At 66.1% G+C, this 26048-nt stretch carries 25 protein-coding genes, 1 tRNA gene and 1 pseudogene; 11 read left to right on the top strand and 16 right to left on the bottom strand.

Annotation, left to right across the window (positions count from 1 at the left end; translation table 11 throughout):
- Positions 1-191: 191 nt before the first annotated feature.
- From PKB_RS26805 to PKB_RS26775, 7 genes are all read right to left on the bottom strand, one after another.
- Positions 192-2516, bottom strand: a complete 2325-nt coding sequence (locus tag PKB_RS26805; protein WP_043256097.1) for an LTA synthase family protein — start codon at positions 2514-2516, stop codon at positions 192-194.
- Positions 2517-2819: 303 nt separating this feature from the next.
- Positions 2820-2895 (bottom strand) — tRNA-Phe (locus tag PKB_RS26800).
- Between the two features lie 77 nt (positions 2896-2972).
- Positions 2973-3245, bottom strand: coding sequence for an oxidative damage protection protein (locus PKB_RS26795; RefSeq protein WP_043256096.1), 273 nt, complete (start codon positions 3243-3245; stop codon positions 2973-2975).
- On the bottom strand, positions 3242-4309 hold the full coding sequence (mutY, locus tag PKB_RS26790; RefSeq protein ID WP_043256095.1) for an A/G-specific adenine glycosylase: 1068 nt from the start codon (positions 4307-4309) through the stop codon (positions 3242-3244). Before mutY ends, PKB_RS26795 begins: the two co-directional genes overlap by 4 nt.
- Positions 4306-6537 carry an AsmA family protein gene (locus PKB_RS26785; protein WP_043256093.1) on the bottom strand — a complete coding sequence of 744 codons (2232 nt, stop codon included), beginning with the start codon at positions 6535-6537 and terminating at the stop codon, positions 4306-4308. Before PKB_RS26785 ends, mutY begins: the two co-directional genes overlap by 4 nt.
- A gap of 61 nt (positions 6538-6598) precedes the next feature.
- On the bottom strand, positions 6599-7699 hold the full coding sequence (locus PKB_RS26780) for an NAD(P)/FAD-dependent oxidoreductase (protein WP_043256091.1): 1101 nt from the start codon (positions 7697-7699) through the stop codon (positions 6599-6601).
- 11 nt (positions 7700-7710) lie between these two features.
- Positions 7711-8109: an acetyl-CoA sensor PanZ family protein gene (locus PKB_RS26775; RefSeq protein WP_043256090.1), complete on the bottom strand. Its 399-nt coding sequence runs from the start codon at positions 8107-8109 to the stop codon at positions 7711-7713.
- 150 nt (positions 8110-8259) lie between these two features.
- Here PKB_RS26775 and hisB point away from each other — a divergent pair, with 150 nt between their 5' ends.
- The 7 genes and pseudogenes from hisB (at position 8260) to PKB_RS26740 (ending at position 13180) form a co-directional block, all read left to right on the top strand.
- Complete coding sequence (hisB, locus tag PKB_RS26770) at positions 8260-8853, top strand: imidazoleglycerol-phosphate dehydratase HisB (protein ID WP_043256084.1); 594 nt, start codon at positions 8260-8262, stop codon at positions 8851-8853.
- Positions 8853-9491, top strand: a complete 639-nt coding sequence (hisH, locus tag PKB_RS26765) for an imidazole glycerol phosphate synthase subunit HisH (protein WP_043256082.1) — start codon at positions 8853-8855, stop codon at positions 9489-9491. The genes hisB and hisH overlap by 1 nt, the downstream gene beginning before the upstream one ends.
- Positions 9492-9495: 4 nt before the next feature.
- Positions 9496-9753 (top strand): DUF2164 domain-containing protein, encoded by a 258-nt coding sequence (locus PKB_RS26760; RefSeq protein WP_043256080.1) that lies wholly within the window; start codon positions 9496-9498, stop codon positions 9751-9753.
- 41 nt (positions 9754-9794) lie between these two features.
- Positions 9795-10532, top strand: a complete 738-nt coding sequence (gene hisA / locus PKB_RS26755) for a 1-(5-phosphoribosyl)-5-[(5-phosphoribosylamino)methylideneamino]imidazole-4-carboxamide isomerase (protein ID WP_043256078.1) — start codon at positions 9795-9797, stop codon at positions 10530-10532.
- 24 nt (positions 10533-10556) lie between these two features.
- Positions 10557-11327 carry an imidazole glycerol phosphate synthase subunit HisF gene (gene hisF / locus PKB_RS26750; RefSeq protein WP_043256076.1) on the top strand — a complete coding sequence of 257 codons (771 nt, stop codon included), beginning with the start codon at positions 10557-10559 and terminating at the stop codon, positions 11325-11327.
- Between the two features lie 205 nt (positions 11328-11532).
- Positions 11533-12279: a substrate-binding periplasmic protein gene (locus PKB_RS26745; protein WP_043256073.1), complete on the top strand. Its 747-nt coding sequence runs from the start codon at positions 11533-11535 to the stop codon at positions 12277-12279.
- Between the two features lie 143 nt (positions 12280-12422).
- Positions 12423-13180: pseudogene (locus PKB_RS26740) on the top strand (substrate-binding periplasmic protein).
- A 96-nt stretch (positions 13181-13276) separates the two neighbouring features.
- Here PKB_RS26740 and PKB_RS26735 read toward each other — a convergent pair.
- The 4 genes from PKB_RS26735 to gpmI all read right to left on the bottom strand — a co-directional run bounded on the left by PKB_RS26735 (position 13277) and on the right by gpmI (position 18317).
- Positions 13277-14041, bottom strand: coding sequence for a divergent polysaccharide deacetylase family protein (locus PKB_RS26735; RefSeq protein WP_043256072.1), 765 nt, complete (start codon positions 14039-14041; stop codon positions 13277-13279).
- Between the two features lie 3 nt (positions 14042-14044).
- Complete coding sequence (locus PKB_RS26730) at positions 14045-15352, bottom strand: S41 family peptidase (protein WP_043256071.1); 1308 nt, start codon at positions 15350-15352, stop codon at positions 14045-14047.
- Between the two features lie 27 nt (positions 15353-15379).
- Positions 15380-16666: a murein hydrolase activator EnvC family protein gene (locus PKB_RS26725; protein WP_043256069.1), complete on the bottom strand. Its 1287-nt coding sequence runs from the start codon at positions 16664-16666 to the stop codon at positions 15380-15382.
- 115 nt (positions 16667-16781) lie between these two features.
- Positions 16782-18317 (bottom strand): 2,3-bisphosphoglycerate-independent phosphoglycerate mutase, encoded by a 1536-nt coding sequence (gene gpmI / locus PKB_RS26720; RefSeq protein WP_043256068.1) that lies wholly within the window; start codon positions 18315-18317, stop codon positions 16782-16784.
- A 146-nt stretch (positions 18318-18463) separates the two neighbouring features.
- On the opposite strand from gpmI, the gene PKB_RS26715 reads away from it, so the two are divergent.
- The 3 genes from PKB_RS26715 to secB are packed head-to-tail and all read left to right on the top strand — an operon-like array spanning position 18464 to position 19668.
- Positions 18464-18886 carry a rhodanese-like domain-containing protein gene (locus tag PKB_RS26715; RefSeq protein ID WP_043256066.1) on the top strand — a complete coding sequence of 141 codons (423 nt, stop codon included), beginning with the start codon at positions 18464-18466 and terminating at the stop codon, positions 18884-18886.
- 1 nt (position 18887) lies between these two features.
- Entirely contained in the window at positions 18888-19142 is a 255-nt protein-coding gene (grxC, locus tag PKB_RS26710; RefSeq protein WP_043256065.1) for a glutaredoxin 3, read from the top strand.
- Between the two features lie 40 nt (positions 19143-19182).
- Positions 19183-19668, top strand: coding sequence for a protein-export chaperone SecB (gene secB, locus PKB_RS26705; protein WP_043256063.1), 486 nt, complete (start codon positions 19183-19185; stop codon positions 19666-19668).
- A 778-nt stretch (positions 19669-20446) separates the two neighbouring features.
- On the opposite strand, the gene PKB_RS26700 is transcribed toward secB, so the two are convergent.
- Positions 20447-20905 carry a hypothetical protein gene (locus tag PKB_RS26700; protein WP_043256061.1) on the bottom strand — a complete coding sequence of 153 codons (459 nt, stop codon included), beginning with the start codon at positions 20903-20905 and terminating at the stop codon, positions 20447-20449.
- Between PKB_RS26700 and trmL the strand changes: the two genes are divergently transcribed.
- A complete protein-coding gene (gene trmL, locus PKB_RS26695; protein WP_043256059.1) occupies positions 20904-21365 on the top strand; it encodes a tRNA (uridine(34)/cytosine(34)/5-carboxymethylaminomethyluridine(34)-2'-O)-methyltransferase TrmL in 462 nt (153 codons plus the stop codon). The two genes, PKB_RS26700 and trmL, sit on opposite strands and share 2 nt — an antisense overlap.
- A gap of 734 nt (positions 21366-22099) precedes the next feature.
- On the opposite strand, the gene ntrC is transcribed toward trmL, so the two are convergent.
- The 4 genes from ntrC to PKB_RS26675 form a co-directional block, all read right to left on the bottom strand.
- Positions 22100-23530, bottom strand: a complete 1431-nt coding sequence (gene ntrC / locus PKB_RS26690) for a two-component system response regulator NtrC (protein ID WP_043256058.1) — start codon at positions 23528-23530, stop codon at positions 22100-22102.
- A gap of 3 nt (positions 23531-23533) precedes the next feature.
- Positions 23534-24610, bottom strand: a complete 1077-nt coding sequence (glnL, locus tag PKB_RS26685; protein ID WP_043256056.1) for a nitrogen regulation protein NR(II) — start codon at positions 24608-24610, stop codon at positions 23534-23536.
- Between the two features lie 191 nt (positions 24611-24801).
- Complete coding sequence (locus PKB_RS26680; protein WP_371364101.1) at positions 24802-25356, bottom strand: DUF4124 domain-containing protein; 555 nt, start codon at positions 25354-25356, stop codon at positions 24802-24804.
- Positions 25353-25895 carry a DUF4124 domain-containing protein gene (locus PKB_RS26675; RefSeq protein ID WP_043256054.1) on the bottom strand — a complete coding sequence of 181 codons (543 nt, stop codon included), beginning with the start codon at positions 25893-25895 and terminating at the stop codon, positions 25353-25355. Before PKB_RS26675 ends, PKB_RS26680 begins: the two co-directional genes overlap by 4 nt.
- Positions 25896-26048 lie beyond the last annotated feature (153 nt).

Raw genomic sequence — 26048 nt, 5'->3', positions numbered from 1 at the left:
TCGCATTGCCGAAGTGCCTTGTCGCCTGGGCTGAACACCGGGATCGCCGGGTCGCGGGACGCGCTGCGCCATCGGCTCGCGCCCGGGGTGGGGGCGAGCGAAGCGCGCGATAGTGCCAGCTTCGGGGGCGATGGGAAAGACCGCGCTCCCGCCCGGCAGGACGCCGGGCGGGAGCAGGGAGAGGGCGGGGCTTACTGGGTGAGGGGCGCGTCGGTGTCGCTGCTCTGGCCGTCGCTGCTTTCCTGGTCGAGCTCGTCCAGCTGTCCGGCCATCAGTGCCGGGCGACCACCGATGCGCGGGCCGGGAAGGGCGTTGCTGCCGGCGACGCGAGTCGGAGCGACCTGGCGGGCGTCGATGGTGGATTTGCGCGGCTGCGTCTGCACATGGAAATCGGTGATCTCGATGGTGCCCTGGCCTTCGGCGATCAGGTGGAAGGAGAACGCCTTGCGTGCCCGCTCGTTGTCGAAGGAGAAGGTCATCTCCAGCGGCTTGTCGCGGGTGAGCAGCGGGAATTCGGGGATCGGCACCGGCACCAGCTTCTCGAACTCCCGAGTGTGGAGCTGCACCCGGGCGCCCTTGTCGTCCATCTGCAGCGCGCGGATCTTCATGGTCACCGTGGTGCGGCTGTCGGCCGGGAATTCCAGGTACTGGGCGCCGATCAGGTTGTCGGTGTACTCGTTGGTCACCTTCGGCTTCAGCTGGATGTGCTCGCGCGTGGCGAACTGGAGCTCTTGGCCCAGTGCACCGTTGCTACCGGATACCGAGTGGTCGAGGATGTCCGCGCGGGCGGCCAGCATGCGTGCTTCGCGGCCGCTGAAACGACCGATGAAGCGCGCGCTGTCGGCGATGAAGCCATCGCTCTCGTAGCGCCGGCAGACCTGCTGGAAGTCGCACTCGGTGAAGGTGTGCTTGCCGTCGTGGAAGCGCAGCATGCCATTGGTGAAGGACACCATCTCGCGGCCCTTGTCGTACTCGCGGAACAGCGAACGGCCGGCCATGTCCTTCGGCGGTGCGAAGCCGAAGTAGTCGAGGATCGAGGTGGCCAGGTCGACGTGGCCGTACACGCCATCCTTCACCGGCGGCAGCGCAGCCTGTTCGGGGGCGAGCACCAGGTTCATGCCCCAGGATGAGGCCAGGCGTACGTTGTCGATGCCGTGGGATTCGTCGGAGGTGACGATCACCAGGGTGTCCTTGAGCACGCCCTGTTTCTCCAGGCCGGCGAGGAAGGCGTCGACGGCGTCATCCAGGTACGCCACGGCAGCTTTGCGGGCGGTCGGGTACTTGGCCAGGTATTCCGGGGTCGCCGAATAGGGCTGGTGGGTGCCGACGGTAAGGAGGGTCAGCATCCAGGGCTTCTTGTCCTTGCGCAGCTCACCGATGTAATCGAGCGCGCCTTCGAAGAAGGCCTTGTCGTCCATGCCCCAGGCGAATTCCAGGTAGGGCGGCTTCTTGAACCAGTCACGGCCGAGGGTGGTGTCGAAGCCCATGGCGGGCATCACTTTGTCCTTGGCCATGAAACGCAGGCCGGCACCTTGCAGGAAGTGCGTGGTGAAGCCGTGCTTGTGCAGTTGCGAGGGCAGGCACTCGGAGGCGCGGCGCGGGTTCGACAGCAGCTCGACGGCCTTGGGCGTGCCGTTGTTCAGCTCGCTGAAGTCGCCACAGAGCATCGCGTAGAGGCCACGGATGGTCTGGTGGCTGTGCGTCACGTAGTCGGGAGTGTCCATGGCCCGGGTTGCCCAGGTGCTGAGCTTGGGCATCATGGACTCGTCGTAGCTGCTGCTGAGCGCGGCGCGGTTGGTCTCCACGTACGCGCCGGGGATGCCTTCCATGGTGATGATCAGCACGTTCTTCGCGGCGCCTGGGCCTGCGAGCAGCGGAGTGCCGGAGAGGTCCTGCTGGTTCAGGCCGGAAACGTCCGGCGGGGTGGCCGTCTGGTCGCCGGCCAGCCAGTCTTCGACCGCCAGTTGGCCTTGGCTGGCGACGCCGGCGATCAGCCGGTGCGGCAGGTTGTACTGCTTCCACACGTCGGCGTCTGCGGGGATCACGAACTGCATGCCGAAGTGCGCCACCAGCAGGGCCACTGGCAGGGCATAGGCATAGCGGGGCAGCGGTTGCTCGCGGCGGCGCCAGAGCAGGGCGGCGAGGAAGATTGTGCCGCCGAGGATGCCGGCCAGCCACGGATGCGAGATGCCGCCGCCTTCGGTGGAGTTGCCAACGAAGGTCGGGTCGGCGAGGAAGTGCAGGTCGCTCGGGTCGGGCATGCGGCCGACCGCGCTGACCAGCTCGGCGTTGCCGACATACATCAGCATCCACACGACCATCACCGGCAGCGCCAGCAGCAGGTGGCGCTTGTGCAGGAGGAGGATCAGCAGGCTGCCGATGGCGAGGTCCGAGAGGTAGCCATACAGGTTGCCCCAGCCCAGCAGGTAGCGACTGGCCAACGGAATCAGCAGGAACAGCGCGGCGAGAGTGACAAGGTTACCGCGCGCTTGCCACCAGCGATTGAGAGGATGCACAGGCACTCCGTTTACGAGCATCAGGTGGGGACGTTAACCCGTCCTTTGGTCGGAATTCTTGAAGCAGCGTCATCATTCTGAAAGATGCCCGTGCTACGCGCCAGTAGACAACGGCGCACAGGGGCTTTCGCCGGGCAGGCGACCAGCGGCGTGGGGTGGGAGACGCAAGGCAGTTGGCTGCGGAGGCTGTGTAAAACGGGCGATACGGCAGGCGGGAGGCAAATCGCGGGCAATAAAAAAACCGGCGCTAGGGCCGGTTTTTTAATCGCTTCAGGTGATCTTGCACCACCTGAAACTTGAAGGTGGTGCCCAGGGACGGAATCGAACCGCCGACACGGGGATTTTCAATCCCCTGCTCTACCAACTGAGCTACCTGGGCAACGTGGCGCGCATTAAAAGGGTTTTGCGTTGGGGTGTCAAGCGTGCCGCGAAAAAATTTTCAGTTAATACCGAAACTTACGCGCTGGGCGGGACGTAGCCTTCGGCCTGGGCGTATTCCTCGCCGGTGAGGAACTTGTCCATTTCGGCCTGCAGGAACTTGCGATCCTCGGCGTTCATCATGTTCAGACGACGCTCGTTGATCAGCATGGTCTGGTGCTTCTGCCACTCGTCCCAGGCCTGCTTCGAGACGTGCTCGTAGATGTCCTGGCCCTTGGCGCCGGGGTAGGGCGGGCGATCGAGGCCGGGCAGCTCTTCTTTGTACTTGCGGCACATCACCAGTCGGGTCATGACATTTCTCCTGCATTCAAAGCGTCGGCTGCCCGTTTCAGCAGCTTCTTGACCGGCGCGGCGAGACCGAGCCGCGGCGGGGTGGCGAGGTTATACCAGAGCCAGTCGCCCTCGGCCACGGCGGGCGCCGCGTCCTCCACGCGCACCAGCCAGGGTTCGATGGCCAGTTGGAAGTGGCTGAAGGTGTGGGTCAGACCGGGCAGCTCGCGGCGCTCGCCCAGGCGCAGGGCGTGGCGCTCGGCAAGCGGGTCGAGTGCATCGAGGTCGTCCAGTTCGGGGAAGCTCCACAGGCCACCCCAGAGACCGGTCGAGGGGCGGCGATAGAGCAGGATGGCGCCGTCGCGGTTGGCGAGGATCGGCATCAGCGTGCGCTTGCGCGGCAATTCCTTGCGCGGCTTCGGCACCGGGAATTCGCTCTCGCGGCCTAGCAGGTGCGCGCGGCAGCCCTCGCGCAGCGGGCAGAGCAGGCAGCTCGGCTTGCTGCGGGTGCAGAGGGTGGCGCCCAGGTCCATCATCGCCTGGGTGTAATGGTTGGCACGCTGGGCCGGCGTGAAGCGCTCGGCGGCTTCCCACAGCTGCTTAGCTACCTTCGGCTCGCCTGGATAACCGTCGCAGGCGAGGAAGCGAGCAAGCACGCGCTTGACGTTGCCGTCGAGGATCGGCGCCCGCAGGCCCATGGAGATGCTGGCGATGGCGCCGGCGGTGGAGCGACCGATGCCCGGCAGTTCGGTGAGCTGCTCGACGTCGCGCGGAAACTCGCCGCCGTGCTGCTCCATGACCAGCTTGGCGGTCTTGTGCAGGTTGCGTGCGCGGCTGTAGTAGCCGAGCCCGGTCCACAGGTGCAGGACTTCGTCTTCCGGCGCGGCGGCCAGGTCGGCGACCGTGGGCAGCACGGCCATGAAGCGGTCGTAGTAGCCCATCACGGTGGCGACCTGGGTCTGTTGCAGCATGATTTCCGAGACCCACACCCGGTAGGGCGTGATGTCGCGCTGCCAGGGCAGGTCATGGCGGCCGTGGCGGTCGAACCAGTCGAGCACGGTCGAGTTGAAGCGTTCGGGGGTCATTTCTTCTTCAGCAGGTTCTTCAGCGCGTCTTTCAGGTCGGGGCTGACCTTGTCGCCGAATTTCTCTTCGAGTTTTTCGTTCAGGCGCTGGCCGGCCAGTTGCCCGGCGATCTTGCCGACGCCTTCCTGGTCCAGGCGGCAGGCGCGTGCGCCCAGTTCCAGCGGACCGCGGCAGCGCAGTGGCCATTCGATGCCGGCGTAGCGCTTGTTCACTTCGCAGGCGGGGTCGGGCATGTCGCTCTTGTCGCCTTCGATGATCACGCCAACGCGGTAGTCCATGCCCAGCACGCGCAGGTCGATGTCGCCGTCGCCCTTGACCGTCAGGCCGGGGACACTGGCCTTGAGGTCGGGGTTGTTGGCCACGCCGTTGCGGAAGGTCAGGCTGCCGCGCAGGTCGTTGAAGGGCGTGTCCTTGCCGCTGTGGTCGCCGCTCAGGTCCTTGCGGTTGAGCGTGGCGATGCCGCGGCACAGCTGGTCTTCCAGGTTGGCGTTGAGCAGCACGCCCTTGTTCAGGGCGAAGTGCGCGGAGCCGTTTAGGTTGTCGACCCAAGCCTTCTGGCTGTTGCCTTGGGTGGTCAGGTCGGCGTCCAGGTCGAGCAGGCCGGTGACCGGCGGTTTCTGGCCCTGGGCTTCGAGCAGCTTCTCCACGGGTACGCCGGCGATGTGCTTCTGCACGGCGAGCAGCGGCACGTCCTGGCGCACGTCGAGGCTTGCCTTGGCGTTGAAACGGCCGTCGTACAGCTCGCCGCGCAGGTCGTCGAGGCTGAGCTGGCCGTTCTGCCCGTGCAGCTTGAGCACGGCGTTGTCGATCGGCAGCTTGTCGAGGGTCAGCTGGCCGAGGTTCAGGCCGACGTCCAGGTCGAGCGCGCGCAGGCGTACCAGGGGCAGCGCCGGGGTGTCGCTCCAGGCCTGCTGGGTCGGTGCGTTGGGCAGCGGCGAATTGCCTTTGCTGGCGCTGGCCGCAGTGGCCTCGACTTCCGACTTGCGGGCGCTGCTGGTGGCTTCGGCTGCCTTGGCGGCTTTCGCCGGCAGGTAGCGGTCGAGGTCCAGGCGGTCGCCGCTTAGCTGGGCGCGCACGGCTTGCTTGGCGATGTCGGCGAGGCCGAGGTTGCCGGTGAAGCTGCTGTCGTCGAGTTTGAAGTGGATGTCGCTGAGGGTGACGCTGTTGCTGCTGCCGTCGACACGGGCGGCCAGTTCCAGGCGGGTCAGGGTGTTGCCGTCGGCCATCGCCGGCAACTTCTGGCCGAGACCGTCGAGGAATTCGCGCAGGTTGAACTGGGCGATGGAGATGCCGCCGCTGAACTGCGGGTCCTTGTCCAGGTTGCGGGCCTTGAGCTCACCCAGCGCGCGCAGCTGGTTGATCGACAGTTTCAGGCCGTTCCATTCGGCGACTTGCGCGGCCTGGTCGAGCAGCAGTTGGCCCTGGGCCGAGAAGGTCGCGGTCTTGCCTTGCAGCTGGTCGCCGGAGAGTTCGCCGGCGAGCTTGGCGTCTTCCAGTTGGTAGCGCTTGAGCGCGCGGTCGAAGCGCAGGTTGCCGGTCAGCTCGGTCTTGGCGCGGGTCACCGGCTGGTTGGTGCCCAGGTAGGCGGTGAGCTTGAAGGGGATGGCGCTGCCTTCGCGGATGGCGCCGGTGTTCAGGTTCAGCCCTTCGACGGTGTACTGGCGGCCGTTCTGTTCGTCGCTGAAGTCGACGCGGGCATCGGTGATGTTGAGGCTGTCGATGTCGAGCTTCATCGGCGAGGCGATGTCGTGCGCCATCGGCTTGGCCGGTGCGCTCGGCTGCTCGGTCGGGGTTGGCGCGGTGGTCGCGCCAGCGGCGGGCTGCACCGGTTTGCCGATGTCTTCCCAACTGCCCTTGCCGGTCTTGTCGCGGTTCAGCGTCAGGGTCAGGCCCTGCACGCGGATGTCGCTCATCTGCAGTTCGCGGCGCAGCAGCGGCAGTACGCGTACCGAGAGGCCGAGCAGTTGCAGGTCGGCGAAGGGTTTGTCCGGGGTGCGCAGGCTGGCCACGCTGGCGTCGTGCAGCTCCAGGCCGAGCCAGGGGAACAGGCTCCAGCCGATATCGCCGCGCAGGTTCAGTTCGAGGTTGGCCTTGTCGCGGGCCAACTGGCGGATCTCATCCTTGTAGTCGTTCGGGTTGAAGAAGTGGGTGAGGATGAAGCCGGCGGCGACTGCCAGGAGCAGCAGGGCGAGGACGACGAGGCCCAGGATCTTGCCGAACGCTTTCATGGACGGGTCCTTGTTCAGGCGCGGTGGAGTAGGCGGGAGTATATCAATGCGCCACGCCTGCTCAGCAGGCTGCGGCAACACGTTCGGCGATGGCCAGGCTGGCGGTGAGCCCCGGCGATTCGATCCCGAACAGGTTGATCAGGCCGTTCTGGCCGTGATCGGAGACGGTTTGGATGACGAAGTCGGCGGCCGGTTCCCCGGCGGCGCTGAGTTTCGGCCGGATGCCAGCGTAGCCCGCTTGCAGGCGCTGCGCGTCGAGGCCGGGGAAATAGCGGCGGATGGCCTGGGCGAAAGGTTCGCGCAGGTGCTCGTCGACCTGGTAGTCGATGGCGTCGAGATAGCGCACGTCCGGGCCGAAGCGCAGCTGGCCGCCTAAGTCGAGGGTGGCGTGCACGCCGAGTCCGGCGGTGTTGGCTTCTGGCATCGGGTAGATGAGGTGGCTGAACGGCGAGCGGCCGCTGTAGGTGAAGTAGCGGCCCTGGCACAAATGCAGCGGCGGAATATCGCTCAGGCCCTCGGTCTTCGCCGCCAGCTGCTGGGCGAACAGTCCGCCGGCATTGATCACCTGCGCGGCCTGCAGGCTGAAGGGCTCGCCAACGCTGACACCCTCGGCGATCCAGCCGTCTGCGGCGCGATGCAGGCGATCGATGCGGGTGTCTAGGACCAGATGCGCGCCGTTGTTTTCCGCGACCGTCTGCAGCGAGTGCATGTAGGCGTGGCTGTCGATGATCCCGGTGCTCGGCGAGAGCAGCGCAGCGACTCCACGTACGGCAGGCTCCATGGCGTGCAGTTGCGCGGAGTCGAGCGGCTGCAGGTCGTGGACGCCGCTTGCTCGTGCATTGGCGTCTAGGGCTTCGAGCTTGCCGAGTTCGGCGTCCTCCACCGCCACCAGCAGTTTGCCGATCCGGCTGTGCGGCACATCGTGGGTGGCGCACCAGGCGTACAGGCGCTCACGCCCCTCCAGGCACAGCTCGGCCTTGAGCGAGCCGGGCGCGTAGTAGATACCGGCGTGGATGACTTCGGAGTTGCGGCTGGAGGTGTGGCTGCCGACCAGGCGTTCCGCCTCGACCACCAGCACGCTGCGCCCCGGAGCGGCCAGTCGTGCAGCACAGGCCAGGCCGACCGCGCCGGCGCCGATGATCAGGATGTCGATATCGTTCATGGCGGCCTCGCTCAGTGGTTTTCCAGGGCCAGGTCCAGGTGCGTCGCCAGGCTTTGCGCCGTCTCGTAGCCGGCGGGGGCCTGCAGGCGCAGCGGGCGGCCATTCAGTACCGCCTGCTGCTGCGTCTGTTCCAGCAGGCGCCGGGCGACGCCGCGGCCACGCGTGACCTTGCGCACGCACAAGCGCGACAGGCGCCAGGCATCGGCATCGCGTTGCAGCCAGGCGGCGCCCAGCAGGCGGTCGTTGAAACGGCCGGTGATCAGGGTGCCGGCGGCCAGCGCGGCATCGATCAGCGCTTCGCCGTTGGCGAAGGGCGCGAGCAGCTCGGCCGGCGCCTCGGCGTAGATCCGCAGCAGGTCCTGGCGGTCCTGGGCAGAGAGCTGGGCGGGCGCTTCGACGATCACAGGCATGGCGGCTTCCTCGATGGGGGCGGGCAGTGTAAGGACAAGCGCCGGCGCGCGGCCAGTCCACCGACCATCGCCCATAGCCGCGCGGCGCCCGCCGCGCCTATAATGCGGCCCCTCTTATAATTAAGTGCTGTGTTAGCTGTGGAGCTGGTGATGGCCGAACGCAAGGCGACAGTCGCGCGCGACACCCTGGAAACCCAGATCAAGGTGTCCATCGACCTGGATGGCACGGGCAAGGCCCGTTTCGATACCGGGGTACCCTTCCTCGAGCACATGATGGACCAGATCGCCCGTCACGGCCTGATCGACCTGGACATCGAGTGCAAGGGCGACCTGCATATCGATGATCACCACACCGTCGAAGACATCGGCATCACCCTCGGCCAGGCCTTTGCCAAGGCTATCGGCGACAAGAAGGGCATCCGCCGCTACGGCCACGCCTACGTGCCGCTGGATGAAGCGCTGTCGCGCGTGGTCATCGACTTCTCCGGCCGTCCCGGCCTGCAGATGCACGTGCCCTTCACCCGCGCAAGCGTCGGCGGCTTCGACGTCGACCTGTTCATGGAGTTCTTCCAGGGCTTCGTCAACCACGCCCAGGTAACCCTGCACATCGACAACCTGCGTGGGCACAACACGCACCACCAGATCGAAACCGTGTTCAAGGCCTTCGGCCGCGCGCTGCGCATGGCCATCGAGCTGGACGAGCGTATGGCCGGCCAGATGCCGTCCACCAAAGGGTGCCTGTAATGCAGACGGTAGCCGTCATCGACTACGGCATGGGCAACCTGCACTCGGTGTCCAAGGCGCTGGAGCACGTGGGCGCCGGTCGCGTGCTGGTGAGCAGCGACGCCGCGACCATTCGCGAGGCCGACCGTGTGGTCTTCCCCGGCGTCGGCGCGATCCGCGACTGCATGGCCGAGATCAAGCGCCTGGGCTTCGACAGCCTGGTGCGCGAAGTCAGCCAGGACCGCCCCTTCCTCGGTATCTGCGTCGGCATGCAGGCGCTGATGGAGCGCAGCGAAGAGAACGACGGTGTCGATTGCATCGGCCTGTTTCCCGGCCAGGTGCGCTTCTTCGGCAAGGACCTGCATGAAGACGGCGAGCACCTGAAGGTGCCGCACATGGGTTGGAACCAGGTCAAGCAGACCCTCGACCATCCGCTGTGGCACGAGATCCCGGACGAAGCGCGCTTCTACTTCGTGCACAGCTACTACATCGAGGCCGGCAATCCGCGCCAGGTGGTCGGTCGCGGTCACTACGGGCGTGATTTCGCCGCCGCGCTGGCCGAAGGTTCGCGCTTCGCCGTGCAGTTCCACCCGGAGAAGAGCCATACCCACGGCCTGCAGCTGCTGCAGAACTTCGTGGCCTGGGATGGCCGCTGGTAATTCCATGGCGCGCCGCGAAAAGCCGTCGATCCTCGAACTCGACGCCGCCCAGCGGCAGGCGGCGAGCCAGGCGCTGAAGCGCTTTCTCGAGGATCGTTTCGAGCTGGAGCTGGGCGCGTTCGAGGCCGAGGAAGCGCTGGACTACTTCATGCGCGAGTTCGGCCCGCTGTTCTACAACAAGGCGATCGTCGATGTGCAGGCGCACCTGAAAGACAGGTTCGAGAGCATCGAAAGCGACTTGTGGGCGCTCGAGAAGAGCTGACCCGACCCTATTCACGACTTGGATTCGAGCAGGTTCAACCGATGCTGATCATCCCCGCAATCGATCTGAAGGACGGCGCCTGCGTGCGTCTGCGCCAAGGCCTGATGGAAGACGCCACTGTCTTCTCCGACGACCCGGTATCCATGGCTGCCAAATGGGTGGAGGGCGGCTGCCGCCGTCTGCACCTGGTCGACCTGAACGGCGCCTTCGAAGGCAAGCCGGTCAACGGCGAGGTGGTCACCGCCATCGCCAAGCGCTATCCGAACCTGCCGATCCAGATCGGCGGCGGCATCCGTTCGCTGGAGACCATCGAGCACTACGTCCGCGCCGGCGTCAGCTACGTGATCATCGGCACCAAGGCGGTCAAGCAGCCGGAATTCGTCGGCGAAGCCTGCCGCGCCTTCCCCGGCAAGGTGATCGTCGGCCTGGACGCGAAGGACGGTTTCGTCGCCACCGACGGCTGGGCTGAAGTCAGCGAAGTGCAGGTGATCGACCTGGCCAAGCGTTTCGAGGCCGACGGCGTCTCCGCCATCGTCTACACCGACATTTCCAAGGACGGCATGATGCAGGGCTGCAACGTCGAAGCCACCGCCGCCCTGGCCAACGCCACGCGCATCCCGGTGATCGCTTCGGGCGGCATCCACAACCTGGGCGACATCCAGAAGCTGCTCGACGCCCGCACCCCGGGCATCGTTGGCGCCATCACCGGCCGTGCCATCTACGAAGGCACCCTGGACGTCGCCGAAGCCCAGGCGCTTTGCGACGCCTTCAAGGGCTGAGCCTGAACCCGCGGGAGCACTGACATGGCACTGGCAAAACGCATCATCCCCTGCCTCGACGTGGACAACGGCCGCGTGGTCAAGGGCGTCAAGTTCGAGAACATCCGCGACGCCGGCGACCCCGTGGAGATCGCTCGCCGCTACGACGAGCAGGGTGCCGACGAGATCACCTTCCTCGACATCACCGCCAGCGTCGACGGCCGCGATACCACGCTGCACACCGTCGAGCGCATGGCCAGCCAGGTGTTCATCCCGCTGACCGTGGGCGGTGGCGTGCGCACCGTGCAGGACATCCGCAACCTGCTCAACGCCGGTGCGGACAAGGTCTCGATCAACACCGCCGCGGTGTTCACCCCGGAGTTCGTCGGCGAAGCCGCCGCGCGCTTCGGTTCGCAGTGCATCGTGGTCGCCATCGATGCCAAGAAGGTTTCCGGCCCTGGCGAAACGCCGCGCTGGGAGATCTTCACCCACGGCGGCCGCAAGCCCACCGGGCTCGACGCGGTGGAGTGGGCGAAGAAGATGGAAGGCCTGGGTGCCGGTGAAATCCTGCTGACCAGCATGGACCAGGACGGCGTGAAGAGCGGCTACGACCTGGGTGTCACCCGTGCCATCAGCGAAGCGGTGAACGTGCCGGTAATCGCCTCCGGCGGCGTCGGCAACCTCGAGCACCTGGCGGCCGGCATCCTCGAAGGCAAGGCCGACGCGGTGCTCGCCGCGAGCATCTTCCACTTCGGCGAATACAGCGTTCCCGAGGCCAAGGCCTACCTGGCCAGCCGCGGTATCGTGGTGCGCTGAGGGCTGCCGCCGCACTGTCGGCGCGCAATCTTCGACCGGGGCCCGGTCTGCTGCAAGGCGGCCGGGCCCCGTGTCTTTCCACTTCCCGCAATGGGCGTGGCAGAGCGTTGCGCAAGGCGTGACGCGGTCCGAAAGATGCAAGCGTCAATGCTGGCAAACTTGCGATAAGCTTCGCGCCTTCGGATTTCTCTTAGGACTTTTCTCGATGTTGAAACGCCTTCTGCTGGCTTGCTCGCTGCTGCTGGCCGGTGCAGCGCACGCGGACGTGGACCCCGACTACAGCATGGTGCTGCTGACGGAGAACTTCCCGCCCTACAACATGGCCATCAACGGCAAGAACTTCGCCCAGGAAGACAACATCGACGGTATCGCGGTGGACATCGTCCGCGAGATGTTCAAGCGCGCCGGCATCAAGTACAGCATGACCCTGCGCTTCCCCTGGGACCGCATCTACAAGCTGGCGCTGGAGAAGCCCGGCTACGGCGTGTTCTCCACCGCGCGCCTGCCCGAGCGCGAGAGCGCCTTCAAGTGGGTCGGCCCGATCGGCCCTGACGACTGGGTCCTGCTGGCCCGCGGCGACAGCACCATTGCCCTGAAGACCCTGGACGAGGCCAAGCGCTACAAGATCGGCGCCTACAAGGGCGACGCCATGGCCGAGTACCTCAAGCAGCACGGTTTCGAGCCGCAACTGGTGCTGCGCGACCAGGAGAACGCCACGAAGCTGCAGAGCGGCGAGATCGACTTCTGGGCCAGCGGCGATCCGGCCGGGCGCTACCTCGCCAAGCAGGTGGGCGTCAGCGGCCTGAAGACTGCGCTGCGTTTCAACAGCGACCAGCTGTTCCTGGCACTGAACAAGGAAACCCCCGACGAGGTCGTGCAGAAGCTGCAGGCCGCGCTCGACAAGATGCGCGCCGAAGGCTACGTCGACGAGGTGCTCAAGAGCTATCTGTGATTCGCCGGCGCCGCTCGTGGGGAGCGGCGCCTCGAAAGCCGGCGTTGCCGGTGCTGTTCCAGGGATGGTGGACGAGTCGGGAAGTACGTCCAACCTGCAGGGATGCCGCTAGCCATAACGATAACCAAGCGAGCGGTATGACCATGCTGAAACTCAAGACCTGCGGCCTCTTCCTGGGGCTGCTGCTGGGGGCCGCCTCGGCCCGCGCCGAGCTGCCCGCCGACTACAAGGTGGTGCTGCTCACCGAGAACTTCCCGCCGTTCAACATGGCGGTGGACGACAAGAACTTCGCCCGCGACGACGGCATCGACGGCATCAGCGCCGATATCGTCCGCGAGATGTTCAAGCGCGCCGGCATCGGCTACACCCTGAGCCTGCGCTTTCCCTGGGACCGCCTGTACAAGCTGACCCTCGATCGGCCGGACTACGGGCTGTTCTCCACTACCTACACCCCCGAGCGGGTGCCGCTGTTCAAGTGGGTAGGGCCGCTGGCCAAGACCGGCTGGGTGGTGCTTGCCGCGCCGGGTAGCAAGATCACCGCGCTGAAAGACATCAAGGAAGCCGGCCATTACAAGCTCGGCGCCTACAAGAACGATGCCGTCAGCCAGTCGCTGGAGAGCCAGGGCATCCCGGTACTCAACGCGCTGCGCGACCAGGAGAACGTGCAGAAGTTGGTGAACGGGCAGATCGACCTCTGGGCCACCACCGATCCCGTCGGCCGCTACCTGGCCAAGCAGGAAGGCGTGACCGGACTGCAGACGGTGCTGCGCTTCAACGAGGCGAACTCTACCTCGCACTGAACAAGGACACTCCCGACGAGGTGGTGCAGCGCCTGCAGAAGGCCCTCGACCAGATGCGCGCCGAGGGAGTCGTCGAGCAGATCACCAAGAACTACCTCTAAGGCGCCTTTGTAGGAGCGAGCTTGCTCGCGAACGGCCTCGCTGCGGGGTTGGTTCGCGAGCAAGCTCGCTCCTACAGGAAAGGCGTTTCGCGGGCGTCAGCGGTAGATGCCGTTCTTCCCGTGCGCGGCCATGGCGCGGTTGCCGCGCTCGGCGATCAGCAGATTCGGCTCCACGAGTTCCACGCCGGCGGCCTTCAGCTTCGGTAGCTCGCGCGCCAGTACCTTGAGGGTGGCCGGCTTCGGATGGCCGATCAGCAGGGCCGTGCCTTGCTTGCGTGCCAGTTCGATACCGACTTGTAGCTGGCGGGCGACATCCGCTTCGTCTGGCTGGTCGTCGAGGAACACGTCGCGCGACAGGCTCGCCAGGCCGACTTTCTGCGCTTCGGCGGCGGCCACGGTGGCGGCGCTGGTGCGGCTGTCGAGGAAGAACAGATGGCGCTGCTGCAGGTCCTGCATCAGCAGGCCCATGCCGGCGCGGTCGGCGGTCATGCGGCTGCCTTCATGGTTGTTCACACCCTGCACGTAGGGCACTGCCGCCAGTGCGGCGGCGAGCCGCTGGGAGAGTTCCGCGGGCGGTAGTTCCGGGCGCCAGGCGTAGGGGCCGCCGGCCGGGTCCATCGGCAGGTGCAGGAGCAGCGTGCGTCCGCGCTGGTGCGCTTCGCGGGCCAGTTCGGCGGCGTGCGGGGTGTCCGGCATGATCGCCATGGCCACCGGGGCGGGCAGGTCGAAGACCTGGCGGTCGCGGGGAAGGTTTTGCCCGAGGTCGTCGATCACCACGCTGAGTAGCGGTTGCGCGACGCCCTGTGCCGGGCCGAGGAGGGCGGCCAGGCACAGGCCGAACAGCAGCCGTGCCTGGCGCATGGGTCAGTTGCCGCGGCTGACGCTGAGTCCTTTCAGCAGGCTGAGGGCCTGGCTCAGCTGGAAGTCGCTGTCCTGCGGCGCGGCTTCCGGGGCCTTGCCGGGCTGGGTCGGACGGTCCTTGCCGCCGTTGCCGTTGGCCAGGTGACCCTGCAGGTCGGCTTCCTTGAAGCCTTCGAAGTCGCTCTGCTCGCGGGTCACCTTGGCGCGCTCGACCTTGATGTCCGGGACGATGCCCTGGGCCTGGATGGAGCGGCCGTTGGGGGTGTAGTAGAGCGCGGTGGTGAGCTTCAGGGCGCGGTCGTTGTTCAGCGGCAGCACAGTTTGCACCGAGCCCTTGCCGAAGCTGTCGGTGCCCATGAGGATCGCGCGCTTCTGGTCCTGCAGGGCACCGGAGACGATTTCTGCCGCCGAGGCGGTGCCACCGTTGATCAGCACCACCACCGGTACGTTTTCGCTTGGGTCTGCCGGGTCGGCGCTGAAGCGCAGCTCGGAGTTGGCGATACGGCCCTTGGTGTAGACGATCAGGCCCTTGGTGAGGAAGGCGTCGGCCACTTCCACTGCGGACTGCAGCACGCCGCCGGGGTTGTTGCGCAGGTCCAGGACCAGACCCTTGAGCTTGCCTTTGTTGTCCTTCTTCAGCTGCGCCAGGCCCTTGACCACTTCGTCGCCGGTGTTGACCTGGAACTGGGTGATCCGCAGGTAGCCGTAGTTCGACTCCAGCAGCTGGGTCTTGACGCTCTTGACCTTGATGATGGCGCGCTTGAGGCGCACGTCGAACGGCTTGCCGCCGCCACGCACGATGGTCAGGGTGATCGGCGAGCCGGCCTTGCCGCGCATGCTGTCGACCGCCTCGTTCATCGACTGGCCCTTGGTCGGCTTGCCATCGATCTGCACGATCAGGTCGCCCGGCTGGATGCCGGCTGCTGCTGCGGGGGTGTCGTCGATCGGCGAGATGACCTTGATGAATCCATCCTCGGTGCCTACTTCGATGCCCAGGCCGCCGAACTCGCCGCTGGTGCTTTCCTGCAGGTCGGCGAACTCTTCCGGATCGAGGTAGGCCGAGTGCGGGTCGAGGTTGCTGAGCATGCCCTTGATGGCATTCTCCAGCAGGGTCTTGTCGTCCACCGGTTCGACGTAGGCGGCTTTCACCCGGTCGAGCACTTCGGCGAATGTGCGCAACTCATCCAGCGGCAGCGGCGCCTCCTTGCCGTTGGCCGCGGCTGGCGCTGCGGCGGGCGGCGTCCCGGCGGCCTGGGCCGCTCCGACGCCGAGCAGCAGGGCCAGGGTGATGAGACGGAAGCGTTGCGACATGTTGGGCTCCTAAGGCGTGTCCGCGGCCTATCCCTGCGTGCGGCACCAGATGGTTGGGTCCGTCGGGCGACCCTGATGACGAATGGCGAAATACACCGCCGGAGTGTTCTGTCCGCCGCTGGCGCCGACCGTGGCGATGGGATCGCCAGCCTTGACCGTGTCGCCAGCGCCCTTCAGAAGACTCTGATTATGACCATAAAGGCTCAGGTATCCACCACCGTGGTCGAGGATCACCAGTAGCCCGGCGCCGCGCAGCCAGTCGGCGAATACCACGCGTCCGCCGTGCACGGCCCGGACCGGGCTGCCGGAGCTGGCGCCGATCAGCACGCCGTCCCAGGTCGCCCGGGGGTCGTCGCCACGCGGGCTGCCGAAGCGCGCCAGGATGCGGCCGTTGACCGGCCAGGGCAGCTTGCCGCGCGCCGAGTCGAAGGCACCGCCGAAACCGGCGCCGCTGGCCACCAGCGGGCCGCTGTAGTCGGCGCGTTTGCTCGGCTTCACGTCGGCGTCGTTCTTGGCGTTCTCGCGCTCCAGGCGGGCGCGCTCGCGTTCCGCGGCGAGGGCCTTCTGGCGCGCCTCTTCGGCTTCGCGGGCCTGGCGGGCGAGGGTTTCCTCGATGGTCTTGAGGACCTTGTTCAGCTCGGCCTGGGCCTGCTCTCGGTCCTTGAGCTTCTTGTCGCCGCTGCTGTAGTCGCTGTTCAGCTTGGCCAGGGCTTCCTGGCGCTCCTTACGGGCCTCGGCCAGTTGCTGGCGACGGGCTTCGAGGTCCTGCTGCTGGGCCAGCTGCTGGCTCTTCTGGCTGGCGATGTCCTGCTCGACGTTATCCAGCTGGCGCAGGGTCTCGTTGAATTCCTTCAGCTGATCCAGGCGCGCGCGGTTGATGTAGTCGTAGTAGTTGAGGGTGCGGCTGAACTTCTCGGGATGTTCCTGGTTCAGCAGCAGCTTGAGGTATTCCTGGCGCCCGCTCTGGTACGCGGCTCGCGCCTGGATGGCGATCAGTCGTTGCTGTTCAAGGCGCGCGCCCTGGAGTTTTTTTTTCTCCTCGTCCAGGCGCTGCAGCTCCTTTTCGCTCTTCTCCAGCTCGTCCTGCAGGGCCTTGACCTGCTTCTCGAGGTCGCCCATCTGGGTCTCGGTGGACTTGAGCTGCTTCTGCACCCCGGACTTCTCTTCCTGGATGCCGCTGAGGGTCTTCTTCAGCTCGGCGATGTCTTTCTGCGTCTGCTCGATCTGCCGCTGGGTGTCGGCGCGGTCGTCGGCGAAGGCTACCAGCGGGCTCAGCAGACAGATCAGCAGCAGGGAGGAGAGGGCGCGATGCATGGGGTGGCGGGCACCTGGAGAAAAGGTCGGCCTAGTATGCATAAAAAATTGGTTACAAGCTGCACGGCGCGAGCGGCGAGTGAAAAGCGTCACGCCGCCCGTGCCGTGCTGCGGGTCACTCCAGGGTGATGATGGAGTGGCCGCCCATCTCCGCCGGCACCGGCAGGCCCATCAAGGTCAGCATCGTCGGCGCCACGTCGGCCAGCACGCCGCCTTCGCGGACGCTCAGCTTGCGCTTGCCGACGTAGATGAAGGGCACCGGCTCGCAGGTGTGCGCGGTGTGCGCCTGGCCGGTCATGGCGTCTTCCATCTGCTCGACGTTGCCGTGGTCGGCGGTGATCAGGGCTTCGCCGCCAACCTTCTCCAGCGCGGCCGCGATGCGGCCGACGCAGGTGTCCAGGCACTCCACGGCCTTGACCGCGGCCTCGAACACGCCGGTGTGGCCGACCATGTCGCCGTTGGCGTAGTTGACGATGATCACGTCGAAGCGCTGGTTCTCGATGGCCTCGACGATGCGGTCGGTCACTTCGGGGGCGCTCATTTCCGGCTGCAGGTCATAGGTGGCGACCTTGGGCGACGGGATGAGGATGCGCTCTTCGCCCTCGAACGGCTCTTCGCGGCCGCCGGAGAAGAAGAAGGTGACGTGGGCGTACTTCTCGGTCTCGGCGATGCGCAGCTGGGTCTTGCCGTTCTTCGCCAGGTATTCGCCGAGCACGTTGTCCAGGGACTCCGGCTTGAAGGCGCTGGGCGCGGGGATGCTCGCCTGGTACTGGGTGAGCATCACGAACTCGGCCAGCTTCAGGGCGCGCTGGCGCGGGAATTCCTTGAAGTCCGCCTCGACGAAGGCGCGCGACAGTTCGCGGGCGCGGTCGGCGCGGAAGTTCATGAAGACCACGGCATCACCGTCTTCCACCTTTACGGCGTCGCCGATACGGGTGGCTTTGACGAACTCGTCGCTCTCACCGCGCTCGTAGGCGGCGTTCAGCGCTTCCACGGCGTTGGCCGCGGAGAATTCGGCGGTGCCTTCGGTGATCAGGTTGTAGGCGGCTTCGACGCGGTCCCAGCGGTTGTCGCGGTCCATGGCGAAGTAGCGGCCGATGATGCTCGCGGTGCGGCCCTTGCCGATGCGCGCGAAGGTGTCGTCGAGCAGCTTCAGCGAGGGCTCGGCGCTCTTGGGCGGAGTATCGCGGCCGTCGAGGAAGGCGTGCAGGTAGATCTTCTCGGCGCCACGCTGGGCGGCCAGTTCGGCCATGGCGATCAGGTGGTCCTGGTGGCTGTGTACGCCGCCCTCGGAGAGTAGGCCGAGGATATGCACCGCCTTGCCGGCGCCCGCCGCCTTGTCTACAGCGCCGGTCAGCACCGGGTTGGTGAAGAACTCGCCGTCGCGGATGGCCTTGGTCACGCGGGTGAAGTCCTGGTAGACGACACGGCCGGCGCCGAGGTTCATGTGGCCGACCTCGGAGTTGCCCATCTGCCCGTCCGGCAGCCCGACGTCCATGCCGGAACCTGAGATCAGGCCGTGCGGCTGGGTGGCCAGCAGGCGGTCGAGGTTCGGCTTCTTCGCGGCGAAGATGGCGTTGTACTCGGGGCTGTCGCTGTGGCCGAAGCCGTCCAGGATGATCAGGACCAGGGGTTTGGGCGATGCGGTCATAGGGGCGGCTCTTTCCAAAACGGGGGTCAGAAAAGGAGCGGCATTTTACCTTCTGGGGGCGACGGGCGCCATGTTTCGCGGGGTTCAGCCGTCAGGAGGCCGCGTGTATACTGGCCGGCATTTTTGACCTGTGGATGCCCTGCGCCATGCCTTCGTTCCTCCCCCGTCTGATCGAATTCGCCACCCACCACTACCTGCTGGTCGGTGCCCTGCTGGGTATTCTCGTCCTGCTGGCTGTCCATGAGATGCGCCGCGCCGGCCGTGCCCTGAGCACCCGCGAGCTGACCGCGATGGTGAACGCCGAGCAGGCCGTGGTTCTGGATATCCGTGCCGCCAAGGAATTCGCCAGCGGCCACATTTCCGGCGCGCTGAACATTCCCTCGGACAAGCTGAACAGCCGCATGAGCGAGCTGGACAAGCACAAGGGCAAGACCATCATCGTGGTCGACTCCATGGGCCAGCATTCGGGCACCTGGTGCGGCGTGCTGGCGAAGGCCGGCTACACCGTGGCCAAGCTGTCCGGCGGCATCAGCACCTGGCGCGGCGACAATCTGCCCCTGGTGAAGTGAAATGCAGGCGGTTCTGATATATACGACGGCCTGGTGCCCGTTCTGCATCCGCGCCAAGGCGCTGCTGGACAAGAAGGGCGTGGCCTACCAAGAGATCGGCGTGGACGGCCAGCCCGACCTGCGCGCGGAAATGAGCCGCAAGGCCGGTCGCACCTCGGTACCGCAAATCTGGATCGGCAGCACCCACGTCGGTGGCTGCGACGATCTCTACGCGCTGGAACGCGCGGGCAAGCTGGATACGCTGCTTTCGGCGTGATCCCATCACTACTGCAAACGAGCCATAAGAAGGTCCTGAAATGACTGAGCAAGCTAGCAACGTCGCCAACGAACAAGAAAACGCTCCGCAGTTCTCGCTGCAGCGCATCTATGTGCGCGACCTGTCCTTCGAAGCGCCCAAGGCTCCGGAAATCTTCCGCCAGGAATGGCAACCGTCGATCAGCATGGACCTGAACACCCGCCAGAAGCAGCTGGACGGTGACTTCTACGAAGTGGTGCTGACCGTCTCCGTGACCGTCAAGAACAAGGAAGAGACCGCCTTCATCGTCGAGGTGCAGCAGGCCGGCATCTTCCTGATCAGTGGCCTGGATGCCTCCAGCATGAGCCACACCCTCGGCGCCTTCTGCCCGAACATCCTCTTCCCGTATGCCCGCGAGACCCTGGACAGCCTGGTGGTACGCGGTTCGTTCCCGGCGCTGATGCTCTCGCCGGTGAACTTCGACGCCCTCTACGCCCAGGAAATCGCCCGCATGCAGGCTTCCGGCGAGATTCCTTCGGTCCAGTAAGGTCCGCTGCGAACAAGAAAGGCGCCCCAGGGCGCCTTTTCTTTTGCCTGCGTTCTGCCCTGGGCCGTTCTTGATCAGGGCGCTGCGGGCCTTGCCCCACCGGGCTTCCAGCCATTCATCCACAGGCCGTCCCAAGGCTTCTCCAGCCCATCTGTGGAAAGCAGGCTGTGGGTATCTCCGCCTTCTAGCGCGTACGAATTTGGTGCGCGTGCACTAGCAGGGCGCCTTTTCGGCCATTCGTTGCGGACGCTTCTGCCACCGCCGGCAGCGCGGGCGGCATGCCTGACGCTGGGCTGAAGGCCGCGTGAATTCTGGCCTGCAGCCTCTAGGGCGGGCTGTTGGAGAGCGTTTCCGTGAAATTGGCACAGCCCCTGCAATAGACCAGTTACCAACGCTTTCGGGGGCCTCGGTACAGGCAGGCTGGGGAATCCCCTCTTTACATGGCGCGTGCCACGGCTCTTCTAGCCGACGGCGGCGCAGACGGTTCAGGGGTCCTGGTACAGGCAGGCCGGGAATCCCCTCTTTTACAAGGCGCGTACCACGGCCCGTCGAGGCGGTGGATGGCGCAGACGGTTCAGGGGCCCTGGTACAGGCAGGCCGGGAATCCCCTCTTTTACAAGGCGCGTGCCACGGCACATCGAGGCGGTGGATGGCGCAGACGGTTCGGGGGTCCTGGTACAGGCAGGCCGGGGAAACCCCCATTTTATTCCCGGAGGTCCATGCGGCCTCCGCCCCTTTCAGGGGCTCTCGGTTCAGGCAGGCCGGGGAATCCCCTTCTTTACTTCGCCGGGCGCAGCTGTGGATGAATTCGCAGGCGCCATTCCCCCCGAGCTTCCTCGCTATCCCAGGTGCCGACCAAGGCGCCCGTGGCGATCAGGGTTATCCACAATTCCGACTCGTGCGGCTCGATGCGCCAACGCAGCGGCTGGCCGTCCAGGCGCATCAGGCCTTCGGCGGGGCTGCCGCTGGCACGCACCTGCAGGCGCAGGGCGCCTTCCAGCTGGCCGGCGCGTACGTTCGCCGGCTGGTCGAAGCGCACCACCAGATCGCCGTTCTCTTCCTGCGCGCCCAGAAGGCGCGGATCGCCGGGCGTCGGGCCCAGCACGCGGCCGATCATCAGCCCGATCATCAAGCCGCCGATCGCCAGCGCCGAAATCACGCGCAGCCACGGACGGGGCCGCACTTCCTCCGCCATGGGGGTAGAATGCCGGCCGTTCTCAGGCCCGGAGCGCTGCATGTTCCACGTCATCCTTTTCCAACCGGAAATTCCGCCGAATACCGGCAACATTATCAGGCTCTGCGCCAATTCCGGCTGCAGCCTGCACCTGATCGAGCCGCTGGGCTTCGAGCTGGACGACAAGCGCCTGCGCCGCGCCGGGCTGGACTACCACGAGTACGCCCAGGTGAAGCGCTACGCCGATCTGCAGAGCTGCCTGGAAAGCCTCGGCCACCCGCGCCTGTTCGCCTTCACCACCAAAGGCTCGCACCCGTTCAACGAGGTCGAGTACCAGCGTGGCGACGCCTTCCTGTTCGGCCCTGAAAGCCGAGGTCTGCCCGAGGAAGTGCGCAACGCGCTGCCGCCGGAACAGCGCCTGCGCCTGCCGATGCGCCCCAACAGCCGCAGCCTGAACCTGTCCAACAGCGTGGCCGTGACTGTCTACGAAGCCTGGCGCCAGCTCGGCTTCGCCATGGACTGAGTACGGATTGATCAGTCCGCTGTAGCGCTGGCCGGGCCTGCGCTGCAGCCATCCATCCCAAGGTTGTCCACAGGCGGGCGCACAGTTGTTGTGGGCAAGGGCATGTGGCTTTGCACAGAAATCCGTCACAGCGCCGAAGCCCGCCGCTGCAGGGCTGCGGGGCGATCGTTCCCCGCGCTGTTCACAGGGTTGTCCACAGGTTCTGGGGGTATCTGCGCAATAGCCTTGCTTTCGACCCGGCCCCGCACTTCGCTTCCACCGCCGTCGTCCCCGCGAACGCGGGACAGCGCTTGCGCTGAACGCGCTTTAGCGCGGCCCGAAGGGCGAGCGGAGCGAGTCACCCAGAAACTTTGGTTCGGTGTAGCGCGCCGCTTTGGCGTGTTCGGATGTTTCTTGTTCCGCCCCCTCGGGCGGGTCACTTTCTCAAACGCCAGAAAGTAACCAAAGGTCTTGCCCCGACATACGGGTCCGGCAGAGCCGGACTTCCCTCGCACATTCCCACGCACCCGGAGGCCCGCCGTCGAGAGCACGTCCCTGTACTCACGACGGCTCTTGCGACATCCATGTCGCATGACCTCCTCTGCGTGGGCTTTGCTCGGCCTCCTGTAAGGGGCAGTCCGGAGTGCGCGGATGTTTCTCTGGAAGACTAACAGCAGGAGCGAGAGACGCGCGGTGCTGCCGCTCCTGCAGGCATAAAAGGAGCCCGCAGGCCCCTTCGCTGTTCTGGTGGCGCTTCAGTCGTCGCCTTCGTCGTCCGGGCCGTCGACCTTCATGCCCAGTTCCTTGATCTTGCGCGTCAGGGTGTTGCGGCCCCAGCCCAGCAGCACGGCGGCGTCGCGGCGGCGGCCGGCGGTGTGCTTGAGGGCGGTCTCGATCATGATCCGCTCGAAGGCCGGCACGGCGGTGTCGAGCAGGCTCGACTGGCCGCGGCCCAGGGCCTGGTCGGCCCAGTGGCGCAGGGCCTGTTCCCAGTTCGCCGCCGGCACGCTGTCCTGCGGCTGGGTGAGCAGCTCCGGCGGCAGGTCGTCGATGTGCACCTCGCGGCCGGAGGCCATTACGGTGATCCAGCGGCAGGTGTTCTCCAGCTGGCGCACGTTGCCTGGCCAGCCGAGGTTCTTCAGGTATTCCTCGGTTTCCGGCTTGAGCAGCTTGGGCTCCACCGCCAGCTCCTGGGCGGCGCGGGCGAGGAAGTGCCGGGCCAGCGCCGGGATGTCTTCGCGGCGGTCGGCCAGGCGCGGGATGTGGATGCGGATGACGTTCAGGCGGTGGAACAGGTCCTCGCGGAACTTGCCTTCGCGCACCAGGTTTTCCAGGTTCTGGTGCGTCGCGGCGATGATGCGCACATCGACCTTCACCGGGGTGTGGCCGCCGACCCGGTAGAACTCGCCGTCCGCCAGAACGCGCAGCAGACGGGTCTGGGTGTCGGCCGGCATGTCGCCGATCTCGTCGAGGAACAGGGTGCCGCCGTCGGCCTGCTCGAAGCGGCCGCGGCGCTGCGCGGCGGCGCCGGTAAAGGCGCCTTTCTCATGGCCGAACAGCTCGGATTCCATGAGGTCCTTGGGGATCGCCGCCATGTTCAGCGCGATGAATGGCTCGGCCGCGCGCGGACTGTGGCGGTGCAGGGCGTGGGCGACCAGTTCCTTGCCGGTACCGGATTCGCCGTTGATCAGCACGGTGATGTTGGAGTGGCTCAGGCGGCCGATGGCGCGGAACACCTCCTGCATCGCCGGCGCTTCGCCGATGATCTCCGGGGTGCGCGTCTGGTTGGCCGGGGCTTCCAGGCCTTGCTGCTCCTGGGCGTGCTGGTTGGCGCGCTTGACCAGGGAGACGGCTTCGTCGACGTCGAACGGCTTGGGCAGGTACTCGAAGGCGCCGCCCTGGTAGGAGGCCACCGCGCTGTCCAGGTCGGAGTGCGCGGTCATGATGATCACCGGCAGGCGCGGGTGCAGCTCACGGATCTGCGCCAGCAGGTCGAGGCCGCTGGAACCGGGCATGCGGATGTCCGAGATGATCACGTCCGGCTGCTGCCGGCCCAGGCGATGGATGACGCTGTCTGCGTTTTCGAAGCTGACGGTGGTCATGCCTTCCTGCTGCAGGGCTTTTTCCAGCACCCAGCGGATGGAGCGGTCGTCGTCGACGATCCAGACGGTCTCTGAACGGCTCATGGGTCAATGCACTCCTTGTTCCAGGGGCAGGAACAGACTGAACACGGTATGCCCGGGATGGCTCTCGCATTCGACCAACCCCTGGTGCTGGCTGATGATGTTCTGGGTGATGGCCAGCCCCAGCCCGGTACCGTCCGGGCGACCGCTGACCATGGGATAGAAGATGGTGTCCTGCAGCTCGGCCGGGATGCCCGGGCCGTTGTCGATGATCTCGACCTTGCACACCAGGCGGTGGCGCGTGTGGCCGATGGTGAACTGGCGCAGGGTACGGGTGCGCAGGGTGATGCGGCCGAGCTTGAGCTCGTTCTGCGAGGAAACGGCCTGCATGGCGTTGCGCACGATGTTGAGCACCGCCTGGATCATCTGCTCGCGGTCGAGCAGCAGGTCGGGAATGCTCGGGTCATAGTCGCGGATCAGTGGAATGCTGCCCTGGGTCTCGGCATCCACCAGGCTGCAGACGCGCTCCAGCACCTCGTGGATGTTGGTCACCGACAGCGACGGCAGCTTGTTCGAGCCGAGCATGCGGTCCACCAGGTTTCGCAGGCGGTCGGCTTCTTCGATGATGACGTTGGTGTAGTCCTTCAGCGCCTCGTCGGGCAACTCGCGGGACAACAGCTGGGCCGCGCCGCGGATGCCGCCCAGGGGGTTCTTGATCTCGTGGGCCAGGCCGCGCACCAGCAGTTTGGTGGTTTCCTGCTTGGACAGCTGCGCCTCTTCCTTGGTGATGCGCATCAGCCGGTCGCGCGGATGCACTTCGAGCAGCAGCAGGGTTTCGCGGCGGCTGAGGATGGGCGTCACCGCGTAGTCGACGGTGATGCTCTGGCCGGTGATGGAGGTCAGGGTCGCTTCGCGCTTGGTGAAGGGGTGGGCTTCTTCCACCGCCTGCCGCAGCGATTGCAGGGCTTCCTGCGACTCGGTGAAGAGCTCGCTGATGAACTGCCCGTGGCTGCGTTGCCCGCTGACGGCCAGGAGCATCTCGGCGGCCGGGTTCATGTATTCCAGGCGCAGTTCCGCGTTGAGCAGAATCACCGCCGTGGTGAGGTTATCGAGGAGCAGTCGGAGCTGGGATTCTGTTGGCATGGCGGACAGAGGTTCCAAGGTTGTGCAGGGAAATGCAAAAAGCAAACCAAGCCCTGAAAAGTCGCGCCGTGCGGCGTATTGCGCGGAAATATGGCGAAAGTGGCGGGATGCTGCGCGCCTGGCGTGACCTGAAATGGGGAGAGTATAGAAAGTGGTGCAGGCTAAAGCACCAATATGGTGCGCGACTTCGCTCAGGGGTGGGTCGCGACCAAGGGCGCCGGGCTCGGCGGATTGTCGGCGACGGAAACACGGACCATGTGGAAGGGCTGGTTCGGCGTCTGTTCGAGGGTCTGGCCGCGTTGGTCGAGGATTTCCACAGACAACTGGTGGGTGCCGCGATCCAGGTTGTGGAGCGGGAAGACCGGACTGTGGCTGGGCTTTCCGACCGGCACGCCGTCGAGGTAGAGCCGGTAGAAGTGCCCGGGCAGCAGGTTGGGGTCGCTTGAGATGCTGACGATCAGCTCGCCGTCGTTGGCGCGGATGGTCGCGTCGGGCTCCGGCACCAGGATGCGCAGCACCTGGTAGAGCGGCGGCGCCGGCGCTTCCGCGGGGGCGGCGGGCGCGTAGAGCGGGGCGGGCATCTTCGGCATGGCATTGGGGGGCGCCAGATTCAGACGCTGGGCATTACCGCGCGTCGGCTGGTCGGTGAAGACCCGGTTGCCATCGTGATCGATGTAGGTATAAACCTCCGCGCTCGTGCCGAAGCTGGCCAGGAGCAGCAGGCCGCAGATCAGGTGTCTCATCAACCGCCCGCCCTCGGCGTCGGCTTGGTGCGCGCCGGGCTGTTGGTGCTGATGCGCTGGATGGTGAAGTTGGCCGGGGCGCTGGACTGCACCACGCGATCGCCCATCAGCACGTCGACCGACAGGCTGTGGTCGCCGCGGTCGATGTTATCCAAGGTGAAGTGCGTGGAAGTGCTCGGCGCGCCGTAAGGCTGGCCGTCCAGGCGCAGTTGCAGGCTGCTCCCCGGTGCCAGTTGCGGCTGGATGATCACTTCGATGTCGAAAGTCCCGTTGTTTGCGCGCATGGCCTCTTCGTCGGGCAGGTTGCCGATGGCCAGGATGGCGTAGGGTGCGCTCGGGTTGCCGGCGCCGTTGCCTGGGCTGGCGACCGGCTTCTGCGGGCCGATGCTGTTGGTCGGCGGCAGTTGCACCGGTTTGGCGCCTACGTTGGCAGGCGGCTGGTTGGTGTAGACGGTCTTGCCGTTGGCGTCGGTGTAGGAATAGATCTGCGCGCTGGCCGAGCCGGCCACGGCGAGCATCAGGCAGAGGACTGGCACGCGCATGCGCGGTCTCCCGGGAAACGATGCGCTAAGCCTTGCATCGCGCACGTCGGGAGGCAAGTGAAACGCGCTCGGCTTGGCGTCTTTGCGCAAGGGTTAACAGTGTCCGCAGCCGATGAAGGGTCAGAGGCAGCGGATCGGAGAAATGTCTGACAG

This window comes from Pseudomonas knackmussii B13 (assembly GCF_000689415.1).
GTDB lineage: Bacteria > Pseudomonadota > Gammaproteobacteria > Pseudomonadales > Pseudomonadaceae > Pseudomonas > Pseudomonas knackmussii.
The sequence above is the reverse complement of the archived record's forward strand: the minus strand, read 5'-3'. Positions and strand labels throughout refer to the sequence as shown.

Excerpts from the sequence above, each read along its gene's own strand:
- PKB_RS26745 (WP_043256073.1), top strand. The coding sequence starts at position 11,533 with ATGTTGAAACGCCTTCTGCTGGCTTGCTCGCTGCTGCTGGCCGGTGCA.
- secB (WP_043256063.1), top strand. The coding sequence starts at position 19,183 with ATGACTGAGCAAGCTAGCAACGTCGCCAACGAACAAGAAAACGCTCCG.
- PKB_RS26675 (WP_043256054.1), bottom strand. The coding sequence starts at position 25,895 with ATGCGCGTGCCAGTCCTCTGCCTGATGCTCGCCGTGGCCGGCTCGGCC.
- PKB_RS26760 (WP_043256080.1), top strand. The coding sequence starts at position 9,496 with ATGGCGCGCCGCGAAAAGCCGTCGATCCTCGAACTCGACGCCGCCCAG.
- PKB_RS26725 (WP_043256069.1), bottom strand. The coding sequence starts at position 16,666 with ATGCATCGCGCCCTCTCCTCCCTGCTGCTGATCTGTCTGCTGAGCCCG.
- PKB_RS26715 (WP_043256066.1), top strand. The coding sequence starts at position 18,464 with ATGCCTTCGTTCCTCCCCCGTCTGATCGAATTCGCCACCCACCACTAC.
- ntrC (WP_043256058.1), bottom strand. The coding sequence starts at position 23,530 with ATGAGCCGTTCAGAGACCGTCTGGATCGTCGACGACGACCGCTCCATC.
- hisA (WP_043256078.1), top strand. The coding sequence starts at position 9,795 with ATGCTGATCATCCCCGCAATCGATCTGAAGGACGGCGCCTGCGTGCGT.
- hisF (WP_043256076.1), top strand. The coding sequence starts at position 10,557 with ATGGCACTGGCAAAACGCATCATCCCCTGCCTCGACGTGGACAACGGC.
- PKB_RS26780 (WP_043256091.1), bottom strand. The coding sequence starts at position 7,699 with ATGAACGATATCGACATCCTGATCATCGGCGCCGGCGCGGTCGGCCTG.
- trmL (WP_043256059.1), top strand. The coding sequence starts at position 20,904 with ATGTTCCACGTCATCCTTTTCCAACCGGAAATTCCGCCGAATACCGGC.
- gpmI (WP_043256068.1), bottom strand. The coding sequence starts at position 18,317 with ATGACCGCATCGCCCAAACCCCTGGTCCTGATCATCCTGGACGGCTTC.
- PKB_RS26785 (WP_043256093.1), bottom strand. The coding sequence starts at position 6,537 with ATGAAAGCGTTCGGCAAGATCCTGGGCCTCGTCGTCCTCGCCCTGCTG.
- PKB_RS26730 (WP_043256071.1), bottom strand. The coding sequence starts at position 15,352 with ATGTCGCAACGCTTCCGTCTCATCACCCTGGCCCTGCTGCTCGGCGTC.
- PKB_RS26775 (WP_043256090.1), bottom strand. The coding sequence starts at position 8,109 with ATGCCTGTGATCGTCGAAGCGCCCGCCCAGCTCTCTGCCCAGGACCGC.
- PKB_RS26700 (WP_043256061.1), bottom strand. The coding sequence starts at position 20,905 with ATGCAGCGCTCCGGGCCTGAGAACGGCCGGCATTCTACCCCCATGGCG.
- PKB_RS26795 (WP_043256096.1), bottom strand. The coding sequence starts at position 3,245 with ATGACCCGACTGGTGATGTGCCGCAAGTACAAAGAAGAGCTGCCCGGC.
- mutY (WP_043256095.1), bottom strand. The coding sequence starts at position 4,309 with ATGACCCCCGAACGCTTCAACTCGACCGTGCTCGACTGGTTCGACCGC.
- PKB_RS26735 (WP_043256072.1), bottom strand. The coding sequence starts at position 14,041 with ATGCGCCAGGCACGGCTGCTGTTCGGCCTGTGCCTGGCCGCCCTCCTC.
- hisB (WP_043256084.1), top strand. The coding sequence starts at position 8,260 with ATGGCCGAACGCAAGGCGACAGTCGCGCGCGACACCCTGGAAACCCAG.
- glnL (WP_043256056.1), bottom strand. The coding sequence starts at position 24,610 with ATGCCAACAGAATCCCAGCTCCGACTGCTCCTCGATAACCTCACCACG.
- hisH (WP_043256082.1), top strand. The coding sequence starts at position 8,853 with ATGCAGACGGTAGCCGTCATCGACTACGGCATGGGCAACCTGCACTCG.
- grxC (WP_043256065.1), top strand. The coding sequence starts at position 18,888 with ATGCAGGCGGTTCTGATATATACGACGGCCTGGTGCCCGTTCTGCATC.